The sequence below is a fragment of the Nitrosopumilus sp. genome (genome assembly GCF_025698945.1).
Classification (GTDB): Archaea; Thermoproteota; Nitrososphaeria; order Nitrososphaerales; family Nitrosopumilaceae; genus Nitrosopumilus.
The window spans coordinates 429,610-447,152 of record NZ_JAILWM010000001.1 but is presented as its reverse complement, the minus strand read 5'-3'; the positions used below and the strand labels follow the sequence as shown (position 1 = coordinate 447,152).

Here is a 17,543-nt window from a genome sequence, read left to right as displayed (position 1 = left end):
TAGATATTGGCTATATTTTGAATAATACGATTATAGATCTATATTCTATAACCTCTCAACATAATTTTCAAAGAATTAATCATTCATGCTGTTTAAATCCAAGATTGTTAATCTCGATTTGCTATGAGCTACAATACAGACATAGACGATGATTTTGATGATGAATCAGAATATGATGATGAAAACTATGAGGATTAACAATCCTCGTTTTTTATTTAAAATTTGAATAATACAATCATACTTAAGGTCTAGTTCCTTGATGGAAATGTGAACATGTCTGTAATTTGCCCCAATTGTGGTTTGTCTTACTCTAAAGATGAACATGAATCATGTAGTCATTGTAACTTTTCTATCCACAATTAGTGGATTAGAGATTTTTCTTTTTGATAGGAATTATTGTTTATAACTAATACAATAGCATGAATCAATTATCATTAATATATAACGAAAAACTCAATGAATTTCAATAGTTATTATGTAATTACCTGCTTTACTATATCTAAAAACAGAATCACATGGTAATGGAAAAGAAAATGAGAACAATTGCAATATCAAAACAGAAAATTATTCGAAGTTCTCAAACAAACAATCAAAGAGCAGCAAAAACCAGACGTCAAAGAGGATATCAATGGGAAGACACTATAGTTAAACGATTTAAAACTACAAAACACTGGAAAGCATTCCGACTAGGATCTCCAAGTATTGCATTACCTGATGTCTTGGCAGTGAATACAGAAGAAAGTATGATTTTTACCATAGAGGCAAAATCTGGAACAAGTACATCATTACCTGTCCCTGCAGATCAAATTCAAAGATGTATGGAATGGATTAAAACTTTTGATATTTATAAAAAAAGAAATGTTATTCTAGCTTTCAAATTTCTATCAAAAAAAAGAATTGATATTGGCAAATATGAAAACAGAGAATTAAGAGAATTTTATAAGGTGTGGGATGATTCTTTAGAAATCACTGATTGCGTTTGCACATATGAAGGAAAAATTTTTGCTAAAACAAACGGTACTCGAAAAGAGATTTTTCTTGAAGAATACCCTATGCCATTCAAAAATAAGCATAGACTAGTGTCAAATTAGACATTAGTTTCATATTGTTTTTTAAGGATGAAGAATTACTGTAGGTATGTCTAAAGAAGAATCAGATGTTTCATCATCTGAGAAAAATCATGAATCATTATTAGAAACCGTATCTGATGCAGAAGTTAACTCTAGAATTAGTTTTGAAGAATTTACAGATGAAAGAATGTTGATTAGTCATGATGCTTTTGGCAATAAACAAATGAAGATTAAAGTTCTCGAGGTTTCTGATGAAACCCCTCCTTCAAAATGGAAATTTGGAGATCGTGTTAAAGTTACAAAAATTCTTGTAACTATAAAACATCTTACTACCCAACAAGTTGAAGAAGCAGAGTTTGACATAGAATCTATTGAAAGAGAATTAGCTGAAAAAAGACATTATTCTTCAACTAATAGATGGATTCCTGCAAGTGATATTAAGAACGGATATGTTGTAGGTTCAAAACATACAAGACTAATCAGTGATGCTTCTGCAATGGATTACATTGTGTTTTAATTAAAAATTACATAAAGACCAGCAATCCTTCTCTGAAAAACATTATAAACAAAAGAAAATGAAAATGGTTATGAGTTCAAAAGAATTCGAAATTAATGGAACTGATTACAGAATAGTCTTGACAGAGCAGGTAATCGGTCATATTAACAATTTAAAAAACCTCTATAATGCAGCATATGAAGATCCAGAAAGTTTTGATGATGTCAGTACAGAGATTTCAAATACAATTAATGAAATAGCTAGTACTGTTGAGCCCCCTGCAGAAGATAGTGATTTGGATGGTCTTATTCAAGAAATAATCAAAGCTGTTGATCATAAAGCCGAAGAAATTGAAAAAGAGTTGGAAGGAAAAGAAAAACCTGCAAAAAAATCCAAAGTCAAATCTAAAAAATAATCTCATTTGACCTCAAACTCAGAAAAAATTGGGGTATATGTTATATTCTAAATAAGATAACTAATATCATGTCAAGAAGCTGTGAATGTGGTATTTGTGGACATCATAGTGAGTCCGAATGTTTAGAGAAAGAATGCAAGTGTTGTTTAAATTTCCACGAAAGATCTGGACCTAAAAAAAAGTAATTTTAACAAATCATTAGTTTTATTCATTGTAACAACTACACTTTTTTGAGATATGTCTTGAGCAACCAAACAATTTATGATCTTTACATCCACACAAAATGCATTTTTTTTCTTCAGTCATAATTTTTCAGATAAATCCTTGATGTCTTCCATCATTTTTTTATCATCTAGTGCCTCTAAAATCTTTAAACGCATATTTTTTACCCTGCCTACATCATTTGAATATAATGTGGACATTGTCTCTATTTCCTGCTCAAAATAATAACTTTCTAAATAATATCTTAATTTTGATTTTAATGGCTTAAAATCAGAAGATTGAATATTTTCAGTATCAATTTTATTTAGAATTACTCTGATAAATCCATTAATTTTCATTAATTCCTTTATGATTAGTTCAATATCACCGGGTTTGTCTTTAATCCCTTGTAGCGACAAGTAGGAATCTAAAATTTGGGTTAAAATGCTTTTTAGATATTCATGGTGAGAGACCACAAACAATTTTTGGTTTAATCTAATCTAAAGTTTAGGAAAAATAGCTTGGTTTGTGTAAATTTTACACATTTGCTTTAAATTATCACTGATTAACTGTAATGACAATGCAAGGAGACGCGTATCTCAAGTGTATTGATCCAAGATGTGCTCTAGAGTATCCTATTACAAATACTAATGTTCAATGTGAAAATGGACATCTGTTGGATGTAATATACAAAAATACACCACCAGATAATCTAAAAGAAGTCTTTTACCAACGACGAAATCCACAAGGAAGTATTTTCAATGAGAGTGGGGTTTGGAGATTCAGGGAATTGTTGAATTTTTGTCAAATTGACACTGAAAATATTGATGAATGCTCAAAATATCTAGTCTCACTTGATGGTGCAGAGGGCAGACAATCAAAACCATACCAAATGTCTAAAGCTGCTGAATTTATTGGAATTTCTAAAGAAAATTTGTGGTTACAACCTGAAGGGTACAATCCCAGTGGTTCTTTCAAAGATAATGGTATGGCAACAGCAGTTACACATGCAAAAATGGTCGGAGCAAAGAAAATTGTTTGTGCATCAACAGGAAATACATCTGCATCCGCAGGGATGTTTGCAGCTAATGAAGGTATAAAATGCGATGTCTACATTCCTGCAGGACAAATAGCTCCGGGCAAACTAAGTCAAGCATATCAATTTGGTGCACAGATTGTAGAAGTTGATGGTAATTTTGATGATGCATTAAAACAATCATTGGATGATGCACAAAACCATGATGGGTATACTGTAAATTCTGTAAATCCATTTAGAATTGAAGGACAAAAAACTATTCCATTTAGAGCATTAGAGTATTTGAATTGGGAAGTTCCTGATTGGATTGTATATCCTGGTGGAGCCCTAGGAAACACATCTAGTTGCGGAAAAGCCTTGATGGAATTATATGAATGGGGATGGATTAAAAAAATTCCCAGAATTGCAGTAATTAATTCTGAAGGTGCAAGCACTTTATCTGATCTGTATAATGGAAAATTTGAAGATGAGGAATTAAGATGGAATAAAGGGAAACCAAATACAGAATTAATTTCTAGATATTATGAACATCTTGACAATGAAGGATTAAGACCAAAAACTAAAGCTACAGCAATTCAAATTGGAAGACCTGCCAATATTTTAAAGGGATTAAGAGCATTAGAATTCACAAATGGTGTTGTAACAACAGTTTCAGATTCTGAAATGCTTGATGCAATGTCAGTAGTTGGTCTAAATGGATTTGACTGTGAAATGGCATCAGGCGCATCAGTAGTAGGAGTTAAAAAATTAATGAGTGAAGGTGTTATCAAAAAAGATGACGTAGTCGTTGGAATTCTAACAGGAAGGCAAAAAGATGCAATGCTTCCTGTAGATTATCATAATAATCCTAAAAATAAATTTGCAAAGCCTCCAAAAAATTAGCCTCAATGGTATCTAAAGAATAATTTCAAGAAGAGAACATACCAAGAGTTAAATCCAAGTTTTACAAAATTATTTTAGCCAAAAGATGGTGCAAATAAATTAAATGATAGTGAATACACTACAAGGGAGTTTCAGAGGTTAGTATCTTGGTAGAATTATGGGTCGAACTTGCTGCATTAGCAGGATTAATAGGTTTGTCAGGATTTTTTAGTGGTTTAGAAGTATCGCTAGTTGGTACAAGCAAAGCTACAGTTGAACAATTAGTTAAAGAAAAACGACGTGGTGCAAAAGCACTCCAAAAACTCAAATCAAATCCAGGATGGATGATGTCTGCTGTTAATCTTGGCAATAACTTAGTAAACATTGGATCATCTGCATTAGCAACAGTGGTTGCAATCAAAATATTTGGAGATAGCGGACTTGGAATAGCAATTGGAATAATGACATTTTTAATTATAATTTTTGGAGAGGTCACTCCAAAAACATACTGTAATGCAAATGCAACTAAAGTTGCACTTCGCTCAAGTGGAATTTTAATGATGTTTAGTTATGCTTTGTATCCAATTGTTTGGATTTTAGAAAGAATCACTCGTGTAATGATCAAATTAACTGGAAGTGATTATCATCCACCTGCATTAACTGAAAATGAAATTAAAGGCATCATTGATCAAGGACATAGAGATGAAGCATTAGAATCACATGAACGTGATTTGGTACATAAAGCATTAGAATTTGATGATACGGTAGTCCGAGTTGTTATGACCCCCAGGGTAAAGATGGCCACATTGCCTGCAAAGATGCTGTTGTTTGAAGCACTTCCAATAATTAATCAAAATGCTCATTCCAGAATTCCAGTTTATGGTGAAACAAAAGATGACATTGTTGGATTTGTTCATGTTAGAGACATCCTGCGTGAAATGGAAGGAGAGGACAATAAAATGAAAACCTTAGGAGAGATTTCACGAGAACCCGTGTTTGTCTCGCAAGAAAAAATGGTCAGTTCGTTACTAAAAGAGATGAAAGGAAGAAAAACACACATGGCAATAGTGATAGATGAACATGGGGGGGTTGAAGGATTAGTCACATTAGAAGATTTAATTGAAGAGATTATTGGAGATATTGAAGACGAAACTGATGTGGCAATAAAATCAGCATATCATTCCATAGATAGAGATACGATTGTTACAAATGGTGAGATAGAGATAGATAAAGTAAATGAAATTTTCAAATCAAATATCCCAGGGGGTGACGATTATGGGACTCTGAATGGTCTTTTACACGAAAAACTCCATGATATTCCTCAAGCAGGAGATAAACTAGAAATTGAAAATCTAAGGATAGTTGTAGAAAAAGTTGCTAAGAACATACCTACTGAAATTAGAATTGAAAGAATTAAAAAATAACCTATTTTTTAAAATGTTCTTCTAATTTTTGCTTTTTTTCTTTCATATGAAATATTGATTCTGTATGTGAAAAAGCATCTTTGTAAGATCTTCCAAAAAGCATTGCCTGCATCAACATGTGGTTTTCTGGAATTACAATTCCTGTTTGATCATCAGAATACATTAATTGAGTAGTGTCCCCGATGGATGCTGTCATGTTAGCATGTATGTGTATCATGTTAGTATCAACAAAATTAAATCCCATAGTTTGAGCGTAATCTCTTACATCTTTAGTTCCTTTTGCAGTCCAAAGAATTGCAACTCCAAATTCATTTGTAAATAATTCATGAATTTCTGATGGTTTTGGGGCAATATCTTTGAATCTAATATCCATTATATGCAAATGCATTTGTCTTGTTGGAACTTTGATTGCTCTTACAAATAAGGGGGCATCTTTTCCAAAATATGTTTTAACATCATCACCATGATGTGGTTTTTCAGTCATCTCGATTGTATCGATAATAGTTTTTTCTGTTTGCTCAATATCTGCCCATCTTCTAACTAATGTGACATCATAACGAATTATTTTATCTCCAAATTTATTACGTAAAGGCTCTAGCACTCTTCCCATTCCTGTAACATTACAACTTCCTTGCATAACATGTTGTTTTCCAATTGCTTTATCATAATTCACTCTAGAATTAAATAATAAATCAGAAACTGATTCTTTACCTTCAATTGTTTCTCCTCCCTGATAAATTGCAGGAATATTTTTTGGTTCATAAAGATTAATCTTATTTTTATAACCATATCCCCCAGGTGCTGCATCTATAACTAAATCACAGTTATCAAGTGCCTCATTAATTGTACCCGCAATTTTATAATTTGAGAAATTTTCTAATTTGTTTTCTGGAACATATACGTCTAATCCTTTAGAGATTGCAATCTCTACTTTATCATCAGGAGAATACTTTCCAATCCCAATAACTTGAATTTCAGGATCATCTTTAAGAAAGGAGGTAATCCTACTTCCAATTGAACCAAATCCATTAACAAAAACTCTTTTCATAGTTTGTGTGAAATTCCCCCATTTATTTAGATTGATTTATGAAAGAAGAAATTTCGATTTTACATTAACATAAAACACATTCTGCATAATCAATTATAATTATGCACATATACTTCGTTTTCAGTAATTTTATGATAATCAATAAAATATCAATAATTCATCCATAATTGATTATGATTATTTTATATTGTCAATAACTGAATCTGTTTATTTTATTTTTAAACTCATACAAAATGTCTATTATTCCTTAGAAATAGGTCAAAACATTATCTATCTCAAAATTCAACCTCTTGTGCTAATGATTATTACAACGGGTTCTCTCTGATTTTCCTCAAAATTGATGAATATTGCCGAATTATGAAGCTTTTTCTAAAAAAACACATGGACTTGCATACCTTTTATCAGAATAGTCAAAAAAATAGACATTAAGGAAAAAATTCATGACGCAATTACATATAATCACTTAATCAGCAATATGAATAGAAAAATTGGACAGGAAGTTATTAATTTCAAAACTAGATCAAGCTATAAAAAATACTGTTGGTGATGATGGTAGAAATCATTATCTGATAAAAAGAATCAAACAAAAAAAAGAATTATTGAAATCAGATAAAAAATACATTGAAAGAATTTTAGAAATTAAAATTGATAAAATTTCTGATGATGATTCTTCAAATATATCTAATGATAAAACAAAACAATTTTTTCCAAATCTAAATCTTGCTAAATGTACAACATGTAATAATGAAATTAAATTAGAAGATAAATCAATTCGTGATAATCACAAATGGTATCATTCTAAATGCTTTCAGAAATCCATCATAAGAAAACATTCTACACCCATATCTGAAACTATAGAAAATAGAAAAAAGAAGAGTGGGAAAGATCCAATTCAATTTTTACTTACGGGAATAATTTTTGTATTTTTAATTACAACAGTATATTTCATTTTAGGTCATATCAGCATGATTGCAATGGGTCTTGGTGGAGCAATTACAATATATCATATAACAGGTGCTAGTGGAAAAATTTTCTCTAAAAATGTTAAAGGTAAGAAAGCACCATCGGTCTTTTTATTATTTTTACTTGGTTCTCCATTTCTAATTGCAACAATGATTGCATATGAGGGATACACATTATTAGAATCGCCAGTTAGAATAATCCTTCTTTGGGCAATGACTATTTCATTTTGGTCTACAATGTTATTTGTCCCAATGGCAGTTTTGAGCAAGTATAGAGAAGATATTCAGGAAGATGTAAAGTCATACCCAAAAATTTCAATAATCATTCCTGCATTTAATGAAGAAAAAGTGATTAAAAATACTATTGAGGGTTTACTTGAAACAAAATATCCTAAAAAAGAAATTATTTTTGTTGATGATGGAAGTACAGATAAAACATTAGAAATTGCATCTGAGTTTAAAGATCAAATCAAAGTTCTACATAAAGAAAACGGAGGAAAAGCATCTGCATTAAATTATGGGCTTGTATATTCTTCAGGAGAAATAATAGTAATTGTGGATGCAGATACGATAATTGGAAGAAATTCATTAAAAGAAATTGTCAAAGGATTCGAAATAGATGAGCATGTTGCAGCAGTAGCTGGAAACATCAAAGTTCGAAATCGTGTAAATTGGATTACAAAATGTCAAGCATTAGAATACATTACAGGCATTCAAATTGTAAGAAGAGCATTTGATATTTTTGGCTCAATAACAATTGTACCTGGTGCGTTAGGTGCATTTAAAAAATCACTGTTAACAGAAGCTGGAGCTTATGGAAAAGAAACAATAGTAGAGGATTTTGATCAAACAATAAAATTATTAAAAGCAGGATTAGTCACTCAAGGCAGTTCAAAAGCAACGGCTTATACCGAAGCACCAAACTCTTTTAGGGATTTTTTTGCGCAAAGAAAAAGATGGTATCGAGGAAATATTCAAGTATTAAAAAGACATTCAGATGCTTTGACAAACCCCCGATTTGGATATTTACAACGATTATCCTTACCTTATCTATTCTTAGGGATGGTAATCACGCCAATTATTGGATATACTGCATTAGCTAATGCAATTTTAGGCATAATCTTAGGAGATTGGTTATATGTTTTACAAATATCACTAATATTTACAGTAGTTCATTACCTAATGTCGGCCTTGGCAATTAGAATAGATGATGAGGATCCTAAGCTATTGTGGTATGCAGGATTTTTAGTTTTTGGATTTAAACAAATTGTAGATGCAATGCTACTAAAAGCAATTATAGAACATCTTCAAAAGAAAAGAGCTACTTGGACAAGTGCAAAAAGAATTGGGGTATGATTTGAAATTTTATGAACTTTGGTTATCAGTAATGCTATTTGCCATAATTCTGGTAATTAGTTTTGATGTAGCACATGCAGAAGAATCTGAATTCATAGAAGTAGAAATCAAATACACTAATGGAGACAGAGCAGATTTTAATGGAATAAATCTAATAGTATATCAAGATTTTAATAATACCCCATATGTTGAAAAAACTTTAGAAAAAAACCCGGATGTTATTTTTGTTCCAAAAAATCATCGTTACAAGATAGAAGTTTATGCAAATGGAATGTATGCAGATGCAGCATATGTGGAACTTAAAGATAAATCTGAAAAAATAGATATCCATATCCCACTACCTGGAGGTTTAGAATTAGGAGTTTTTTATAAAAATGGCAAACCCATCCAAGGTGCCACAGTCATCATAAAATCTCAAGATAACACAGAATGGAGAAAAGGAATCACAAATGATCAGGGAAAAACATTACGTTTTTGGATTCAATCCACCAATAGACAGCAGGATTTCTATATTGCAGATATATATCTAGGGGAGATTTTTCTCAAATCATTTTATCCTATAAAACTTCAAGCAGGGATGGCATTTGATCAAAAAATAATCACCAATATTCCAGAAGTCGTAGAAGAATTAATAATCGTAAATCTATATTCAGGTTCAAAAAAAATTACATCAAATGACGGAAGTTACAAAGTAACAATTAACGATCTACATGGAAATAAAATTACATCTTCAGATGTGACTTTTAGAGGAGATGCACAATTTTCCAATTTAAAATCAGGCACATATATTGTTAAAATAACATCCAATAATGAACTAGAGGATACCCTTTGGCCTCAAACTAAAATTCACGTAATTGGAGATGTAAATAAATTCAATATTTATAAAAATCTTGAAATTAAAGAGACTTTAGAAACACCATTTATTTCGTGTAATTGCATTTCCTTTAGATTAGATGATGTTCAAGATTACTGGCTTTCTGAAACTCAGTTAAAAATAATAGATTTGTTTGCAGAAAAAAATATTCCATTAACTATTGGTTTAATAGGAAATGTAACAGGGTATGATAAAAAAATCACTGATAAAATTAAAGAAAAGTTAATTGAAGGAGATATAGAAATTGCAAACCATAGTTGGAATAATGATATACTGACCAGTAAAAGTTTTGAAATTCAAGAAAAATATATTCTTGATACAAATAAAAGAATATTTGAAGTTTATGGAGTAAATCCTTCTGTTTTTATTCCTCCTGAAAATATGTATGATAAAAATACAATAAATATTTTAAAAAATAACGGATTCACACATCTAACTTCACATATCAAAGACAATAGTCTTACAAAAATTGATCAGGATTTATTTATTGTACCTGCAACCACGGAAACTGGAAAACTGTTTGAGCGAACAGTATGGACTATGAATGATAACAACATCATCAAAAACAAAATAATTCAAAGTATTCATGAGAGAGGATATGCAATAATCATGATGCATCCACAAGAATTTTCTTTAAATGAAAATGGTGTTTATGGTGCACCCAATCAAAAAGCAATAACAGAATTGAGTTTATTATTAGATGAACTTTCAGAATTGAGTTCAAAAATAATTAAAACAAGTGATGTAAAACCTAAAGAAAACGACATAGTTAAGGAGGCAGTTGAAAAACAAGATACATGCAACTGTGTTGCATTTAGACTAGATGGAGTACAAGATTATTGGTTAAATAATGTCCAAATTAACATCATAAGTACATTTCTTGAAAATAAAACCCCTTTAACTGTAGGAATTATTGCTGATGCTTTTGGTATGGATAAAAAAATAACAGATTTTATTAAAGAAAACTCTGCAAAACCAAACTCAAATTTAGAAATTGCAACCAAGGGTTTAGGATTAACTCCATACACAAACTACGATAAAACAGAACAGAATGAAAATCTAAAAAAATCTATTGAATTAATTCAAACAACAACTAACATAATACCACATGTTTTCATTCCGCCAGATAATAAAATAAATTCCAATACATTAGAGATTTTAAAAGAAAATCAAATTACACACATCAGTACAAGTTTAATTAATGAAGGTGCTCCACCTTTTAATTTAAAGGGTGAAACCATCTATAGATTTCCACAGACTGCATCCACTGGAAAATACAATTCTGCAACAAATCTTTTTGAAATAAAACCAACACAACAGATTTTTGAAGAGGTAAATCAATCAATTACAAATTATGGGTTTGCAGTTGTTTCAATTCAACCACAAGAATTTTCATCAATAATAAATTCAACATATGTGAATTCTCCTAATCAAAATAATCTTGATAATTTGGTTGATCTCCTCAAGATGTTAAAAGAGAAAAATTATGACATAGTTACAATTGGAAAAATTAATTCAAATTTGGTAGTATCGGTACCTGTATGGATAAAATCTAATGCAGGTTGGTGGGCTGATGGCTCTATTGATGATAAAACATTTGTTCAGGGAATAGAGTACTTGGTAAAAAATGGAATCATTATGGTATCTGAAAAATCTCAAATCACATCAGATAAAGAAGTAATACCTGTATGGATAAAATCTAATGCAGGTTGGTGGGCTGATGGCTCTATTGATGATAAAACATTTGTTCAGGGAATAGAGTACTTGGTAAAAAATGGAATCATTACATATTAACAACTTTATAACATGTACTGTTTTTCCACCTTCCATCTTCTAGTTTGAATTTATTTTCACATTTTAAACAAATGTATTCAGTTGAAATCTCTGGAAAAAATTCCTTACAATCATTACAAATATAGTGATTCTTCATTATCCTATAATCAACCCCCAATGCTTTAATTTCTTTTTTACAGTTCGGGCATATATCATCTTGATATGATTGTTCTTCTGTAATATTTCCACAATCATAATGTTCTATCAATTTACCTGATCTAAAATTGGATCCTTTGCAATTGGGACAAAAAAATACCTGAGATGTTTTTACAGAATCACATTGATTGCAAGCAATTTCTTTTTTCTCCCCAATTTCAATAATTTTTCCTTCTTGAAGTAACTTTTGCAAATATGATGTAACAGCATCAGTAGAATAACCTAAAATATTTGTAATTTTGTTATGACTAATTTGATGTGTTGATTTTAAAATAAAATCAATTTGTTCGTGGGTTTTTTCTAAAACTTTTTCCTCGGCATTTTTTAACATAGTAATTTGCTCAGATTCTTTTTGAAAAAATGATTCTTCTTTTTCTAATGTATCAATTATATTTTTTAGACTTTCAAACCTTATTGGTTTTTCAATGTATTGGTAAACACCTAACCTAATTAGTTCCTTAATTCCTTCATCATCTTTCTCTGTGGCGGTTTCTAAAATAACTCGTGCATTTGGTTGAAGTGTTAAAATTTGGGTAAGAATGGAACGTGCATCCATATCAGGAAGCATATAATCAAGAAATACAATAGGTAATTTTTTTTGTTCAATAAGATCATTAAATGTAGATATCGCGCTAGCGCCATTATTACAAATATGAATTTGAGAGAACCCTAACTTTTCCAAATAACTCTTTAAAAGCATCCCAATAGCAGGACTATCTTCAACTATCAAAACATCATCTTTAATTCCCATTATTTGTTTTCCTATATTATCACAAATTAAAATTGTTTATAAAAATAAGAGTGTTAAAATCAGATAGATAACATTAAATTTTTTATATTTTTAGATTTCACGAAAAACAAAACTGTTTTCTTTAAAAGGCGATTTTAAGGTTGAAAATGTGAATTTTAACATGAAATAAGACCAAATCACAAACGACTAAATGTATTGATAAAAAATTAGAGGTATGTTACATGGTCCATCATTAGCAATTGGTGCTATTATTGCATCAGTTTCACTAATGACCATATTCTTAATGTTTGATAATGTTACAAATGAATCAGAACTTGTTTTGGAACCTACTCCCGAATTAGAACAGATTGGACCTCAACAAATTACCATGGAAACGTTCTTGTCAAATGGATCTCCAATTTTAGGGGATTCAAATGCAAAGATAACACTAGTTGAATTTGGAGATTATCAATGTCACTTTTGTAATGTGTTCTTTCATACCACAGAAGATTCAGTTTTAGAAAATTATGTTGAAACTGGTAAAGTAAGAATGATTTTCAAAGATTATAATATAATTGGCCCTGATTCTGTAAATGCATCACATGGTGCACATTGTGCAAATGATCAAGGGAAATTCTGGGAATATCATGATATTCTATATTCCAATTGGACTGGTGAAAACAATGGTTGGGCATCATCTGAAAATCTTTTAAGATTTGCCCAAGAACTAGAATTAAACATAGATCAATGGTCACAGTGCATGATTGAGGGAATTCATTCTAAAACAATTCTAGCAAGTAATGAAGATGCAAAAAAATTAGAGTTGACAGGCACTCCTGCATTTTTTGTGATAGGTCCTGATGGGAAAATCACACGAATTTTTGGAGCACAGCCTTATGATGTCTTTGAAAGCATCTTTGAAGCAGAGCTTGCAAAATAAATTAGCGATCAGATAGAAAAATTATAAAAATGTATGAAAATTTCCATACCTAGTTAGTTAGAATTTACACAATAACCTTATTAGTGAAATATCGGAGCCAAGCTTATGGCAGCAGGGATTGATGATATCGCAATCTATATTCCAAGATTGTATATTGATGCAGCTGATTTTGCTGCAGCTAGAGGGTTAGATCCTGTAAAATTACAAAAAGGTTTAGGCGTATCACAGATGGCAATCGTTGATGCCAATCAAGATCCTGCTTGTTTAGCGGCAAATGCTTGTTTGAAAATTATGCAGCGAAACAAACTATCTCCTGAAGATATTGGAAGGCTGTATGTTTCAACAGAATCTGCTTTTGATGAATCAAAGGCTATGAATTCCTATGTTATTGGAATGCTGGAACAAGTCTATGGTCAAGGTGCATTTGAGCATTGTGGCGGAGTAGAAACAAAATTTGCATGTGTGAGTGGGTCCTATGCTCTGTATGACAATACAAATTGGATTAGAGCAGGAGAAGCAGAAGGAAAACATGCACTTGTAGTAGTGTCAGACATTGCAAAATATGACATGGGTTCAAGTGGAGAAATGACTCAGGGTGCTGGAGCTGTGGTGATGCTTCTCAATGACAATCCTCGTTTATTATCATTTGATCCTAAAGTAACTAGTACATCAATTAAAGATGAATATGATTTTTACAGACCATTTGGAAAAGAAACCCCAATAGTTCATGGACAGTATTCTAATCTGTTGTATATGATACAGGTAAGAAAAGCTTTAGAAGCATACAAGAAAAAAGTGATTTCATCAGGTTTGATCAAAATTGAACCAGGTGAGACAATACTTGATCATATGGACTATATCAATATGCACTTGCCATATAGCAACATGGGAAAGAAGGCATTAGCATATTTAGTTAGACATGAATGGAGGCAACTACCCAGATGGAAAAAAGTATTACAAGAAATTGGCATGGAAGAACCAGTTCCGAAAGATCCACGTGGTACAATTGAATCTGTTTTAAGCGATGAAGAATTCATGGCAAGAGATCATGAATTTACAAAACTATTTACAAAAACTCAACAATATCAAGAAGTGTATGAATCAAAACTTTCAAGTTCATTAATTGCATCTAGCATGATAGGAAATTTGTATACTGCTTCATTGTATCTTGGGTTTAGGAGTTGTTTAGAATTTGAATATCAAAAAGGAATAGATTTGGAAGGAAAAAGATTTGGTTTTGGATCATATGGTAGTGGAAGTAGCGCCATGGTATTCAGCGGAGTTATTCAGCCTGAATACAAAGAGATGGTAAAAAATATGAATTTGGAAGTAGAGATTGGACCTAGGAAAAAACTAACATGGGATGAATATGAAGAACTGCATGAGAACAAATTGACACCTGAGGAAGCGATGCTGCATTCAGAAAAAGAATTTGTGTTAGTTAATGTGAATACTCAAAAAGAAACTAGAGGCGAAAGACGTTACATCTTTAATGAATGATGGAAGAAGTTCCAAATCCAGTAAAGGCGTATCTATTTGATTATATCAAAAATTCAGAAACTATTCCAAAATTAATTTCAGAGAAGAGATTTGATCAGATAATTGATGAGATTATCCAAAATTGTTATGATAACGTACTCACATTAGGGGAAAAAGATGAAGTTGTGGGAATTTTGGCAACAGGTATTTTGCATTATCTACTTACAAATGCCTTGATTACAAGTCAAAGAAATATAGAGTACAAGGGAATCGAGTTAGACATAGTAGTTCCAGATACAAAAACACTTGAGAGTGATCCAGAAAAGACATTATTAATTTGCATACCAAAATCCTCAAAGATGAAAGTTATTGAAGAAAGAATTACTCAATTAGAGAAATGTCAGAAAATATCAGAAAATATTTGGGTCGTTTTATCTGAAAATATTTCTATTGAAAAGAAATTGTTTGTATTATCTAAAGAAAATAATACCTTTTCCAAAATTATCTTTGAGATAGCCAATTTCACCAATGTTGGTGGTACAAACAAATTCAAAATTTTAAGGATTTAGGTAATTATTTTAAAATGATTTTCATGTTAAGATTTTTCTTAAAAATTTTGTATATTGATGAATCACCAACATCTTCAATAAAAGGAATTGAACCCAGAATAGGAATACCAGTTAAATCATTCAAATCACGAGAAAGTTCATTTGTTTTGTAACCATCTGAATCAAAATCATTGATGATAATTCCTCGAATAGGAATTTTATATTTCTGACACATATTGACCGTCATTATAGTATGATTAATGGTTCCAACTTTAGTTCGTGTGACAATAATTGTAGGAATTTTCATGTCTTTGATTAAATTTGTAACAAAATAGTTTTTTAGAATTGGTGTCATAATTCCACCCATTCCTTCAACTAATAGCATATCATGAAGTTTCGATAATTTTTTAAAATTTGAAAGAGCCAAGTCAATTTTTGGTTTAATTTTTAGTGATTTCATAGCAGTAAATGGGGATGCAGGAATAGGGAAAAATTGCGGATTCAACAAATTTTCAGGATCACTTACTTGTGCAGCGTTTGCAATAATTTCAACATCTTCGGATTTGAAACCTTTTTTTTGTGCTATGCCGGCAGCAAATGGCTTCATAACACCCACATCAATATTCATTTTTCGAAGAAGTATCGCCAACCCGGCAGTGACATAGGTTTTGCCCACATCAGTATCAGTTCCCGAAATGAATAGTGATTTCAACAAATATTATGAATTATTAATGTTGATTAATCTTGTCGTTTGATTATTAAGAACAAAAAAATAATAAAAAATGTTTGAAAAATACCAGTTTTGTATGGCATCCAAATACCCAAATGAGTGAATGGGAATCATTTGATGAGATAAAAAGTGCCAAGGGGGTTTGGCTAACAGATTCTAATGGAAATAAAATGATAGATGCAGTTGCATCTATGTGGTGCAATGTCTGGGGACACTCAAATCCAAAATTAATCAAATGTATTCAAAATCAAAGTAAAAAGCTTCAACATTCATCAATGTTTAATCTTACAAATGGACCTGCAGAAAAATTAGCAAAAAAACTGATAGAGGTTTCCCCTGGAATGCACAGAGTATTTTATTCTGATAATGGTTCATCGGCAATGGAAATTGCAATCAAAATGTCATTACAATATTGGAAAAATATTGGTGAATCAAAAAAAACACAAATTGCAACATTGAAAAATGGATATCATGGAGATACATTCGGAGCAATGTCCGTAGGATATGTTCCAGAATTTTTTAAAAAATTTAAAAAACAGTTATTTTCTACAATACAATTTCCAGCACCTAACAGGTATAGAATTCCAAATGGACTAACTTTTTCAGACTACGAAAGTCAATGTATAGAAAAAATTGAGAAAAAATTTCAAAAAAATAATGACATTGCAGCATTTGTAATGGAAAGCGGGGCACAAGTGGCAGGAGGAGTGATAATTTATCCAGATAATTTTCAAAGAAGAATTAGCAGATTATGTAAAAAACACGATGTATTATTAGTACTAGATGAAATCGCTACCGGATTTGGCAGGTTAGGATCAATGATAGAATATAAGAAACAAAAAAGTATTCCAGATATTGTTGCATTTGGTAAAATGTTGACTGGCGGATATCTTACTATGGCTGCAACATTGGCAAACAAAAAAGTGTATAATTCATTTTTAGGAGAATTCAATGAATGGAAACATCTATTTCACGGACACACATATACTGGAAACCCAATAGCTGCCTCGATTGCTATTGAAAATCTAAACATGTATGAAAAAAATAATCTGATCAAAAAAATACAAAAAACACAAAAAATTTTTGAAAAGTACTATCAAGAAATATCTGGAATAGATATTGTGGGAGACATTAGACATAAAGGAATGTTAATGGGAATTGAACTTGTTTCAAATCAAGAGAGAAAAACTCCAGTTAGCCCTAAAAAATCAATTAACAAAATATTTTTTGAAGAAGGAAAGAAAAACGGAATTTATCTTAGAACATTGGGAAATATCGTTATGATAGTTCCTCCCTTAGCAATAACTGAGAATGAACTAAATTTACTCCTAAAACGAGTGATTAAAACCATTAAAGCAGCCAAATCTCAATTAATTTAGTTGTT

15 protein-coding genes are annotated in these 17,543 nt (G+C 31.0%); 11 read left to right on the top strand and 4 right to left on the bottom strand.

From position 1 onward, the window contains the following. The first annotated feature begins 533 nt into the window (after positions 1-533). From K5790_RS02920 to K5790_RS02910, 3 genes are all read left to right on the top strand, one after another. Positions 534-1,091 carry a resolvase gene (locus tag K5790_RS02920; protein WP_297592977.1) on the top strand — a complete coding sequence of 186 codons (558 nt, stop codon included), beginning with the start codon at positions 534-536 and terminating at the stop codon, positions 1,089-1,091. Between the two features lie 46 nt (positions 1,092-1,137). Beyond that, positions 1,138-1,587 carry a hypothetical protein gene (locus K5790_RS02915; RefSeq protein WP_297592260.1) on the top strand — a complete coding sequence of 150 codons (450 nt, stop codon included), beginning with the start codon at positions 1,138-1,140 and terminating at the stop codon, positions 1,585-1,587. A gap of 70 nt (positions 1,588-1,657) precedes the next feature. Next, positions 1,658-1,981 (top strand): hypothetical protein, encoded by a 324-nt coding sequence (locus tag K5790_RS02910; protein WP_297592259.1) that lies wholly within the window; start codon positions 1,658-1,660, stop codon positions 1,979-1,981. A 302-nt stretch (positions 1,982-2,283) separates the two neighbouring features. Here the strand turns inward: K5790_RS02910 and K5790_RS02905 are convergent, their stop codons facing one another. Then, complete coding sequence (locus K5790_RS02905) at positions 2,284-2,658, bottom strand: hypothetical protein (protein ID WP_297592258.1); 375 nt, start codon at positions 2,656-2,658, stop codon at positions 2,284-2,286. Between the two features lie 104 nt (positions 2,659-2,762). Between K5790_RS02905 and thrC the strand changes: the two genes are divergently transcribed. Together thrC and K5790_RS02895 are read left to right on the top strand one after the other, a co-directional pair. Then, entirely contained in the window at positions 2,763-4,100 is a 1,338-nt protein-coding gene (thrC, locus tag K5790_RS02900) for a threonine synthase (RefSeq protein ID WP_367182854.1), read from the top strand. Between the two features lie 146 nt (positions 4,101-4,246). Next, entirely contained in the window at positions 4,247-5,503 is a 1,257-nt protein-coding gene (locus K5790_RS02895) for a hemolysin family protein (protein ID WP_297592256.1), read from the top strand. 1 nt (position 5,504) lies between these two features. Here the strand turns inward: K5790_RS02895 and K5790_RS02890 are convergent, their stop codons facing one another. Then, positions 5,505-6,551 carry a type II glyceraldehyde-3-phosphate dehydrogenase gene (locus K5790_RS02890; RefSeq protein WP_297592255.1) on the bottom strand — a complete coding sequence of 349 codons (1,047 nt, stop codon included), beginning with the start codon at positions 6,549-6,551 and terminating at the stop codon, positions 5,505-5,507. Between the two features lie 488 nt (positions 6,552-7,039). On the opposite strand from K5790_RS02890, the gene K5790_RS02885 reads away from it, so the two are divergent. Then, a complete protein-coding gene (locus K5790_RS02885; RefSeq protein WP_297592254.1) occupies positions 7,040-8,869 on the top strand; it encodes a glycosyltransferase in 1,830 nt (609 codons plus the stop codon). Continuing rightward, positions 8,847-11,537, top strand: coding sequence for a polysaccharide deacetylase family protein (locus K5790_RS02880; protein WP_297592252.1), 2,691 nt, complete (start codon positions 8,847-8,849; stop codon positions 11,535-11,537). Before K5790_RS02885 ends, K5790_RS02880 begins: the two co-directional genes overlap by 23 nt. On the opposite strand, the gene K5790_RS02875 is transcribed toward K5790_RS02880, so the two are convergent. Beyond that, a complete protein-coding gene (locus tag K5790_RS02875; protein WP_297592250.1) occupies positions 11,527-12,483 on the bottom strand; it encodes a response regulator in 957 nt (318 codons plus the stop codon). The two genes, K5790_RS02880 and K5790_RS02875, sit on opposite strands and share 11 nt — an antisense overlap. Positions 12,484-12,697: 214 nt before the next feature. Between K5790_RS02875 and K5790_RS02870 the strand changes: the two genes are divergently transcribed. From K5790_RS02870 to K5790_RS02860, 3 genes are all read left to right on the top strand, one after another. Then, positions 12,698-13,402, top strand: coding sequence for a DsbA family protein (locus K5790_RS02870; protein ID WP_297592248.1), 705 nt, complete (start codon positions 12,698-12,700; stop codon positions 13,400-13,402). A gap of 105 nt (positions 13,403-13,507) precedes the next feature. Further along, positions 13,508-14,902, top strand: coding sequence for a hydroxymethylglutaryl-CoA synthase (locus K5790_RS02865; protein WP_297592247.1), 1,395 nt, complete (start codon positions 13,508-13,510; stop codon positions 14,900-14,902). Beyond that, complete coding sequence (locus K5790_RS02860; protein WP_297592245.1) at positions 14,902-15,450, top strand: hypothetical protein; 549 nt, start codon at positions 14,902-14,904, stop codon at positions 15,448-15,450. Before K5790_RS02865 ends, K5790_RS02860 begins: the two co-directional genes overlap by 1 nt. A gap of 4 nt (positions 15,451-15,454) precedes the next feature. Here the strand turns inward: K5790_RS02860 and bioD are convergent, their stop codons facing one another. Then, positions 15,455-16,141: a dethiobiotin synthase gene (gene bioD, locus K5790_RS02855; protein WP_297592243.1), complete on the bottom strand. Its 687-nt coding sequence runs from the start codon at positions 16,139-16,141 to the stop codon at positions 15,455-15,457. A gap of 74 nt (positions 16,142-16,215) precedes the next feature. On the opposite strand from bioD, the gene bioA reads away from it, so the two are divergent. After that, positions 16,216-17,538, top strand: coding sequence for an adenosylmethionine--8-amino-7-oxononanoate transaminase (gene bioA / locus K5790_RS02850; protein ID WP_297592241.1), 1,323 nt, complete (start codon positions 16,216-16,218; stop codon positions 17,536-17,538). Positions 17,539-17,543 lie beyond the last annotated feature (5 nt).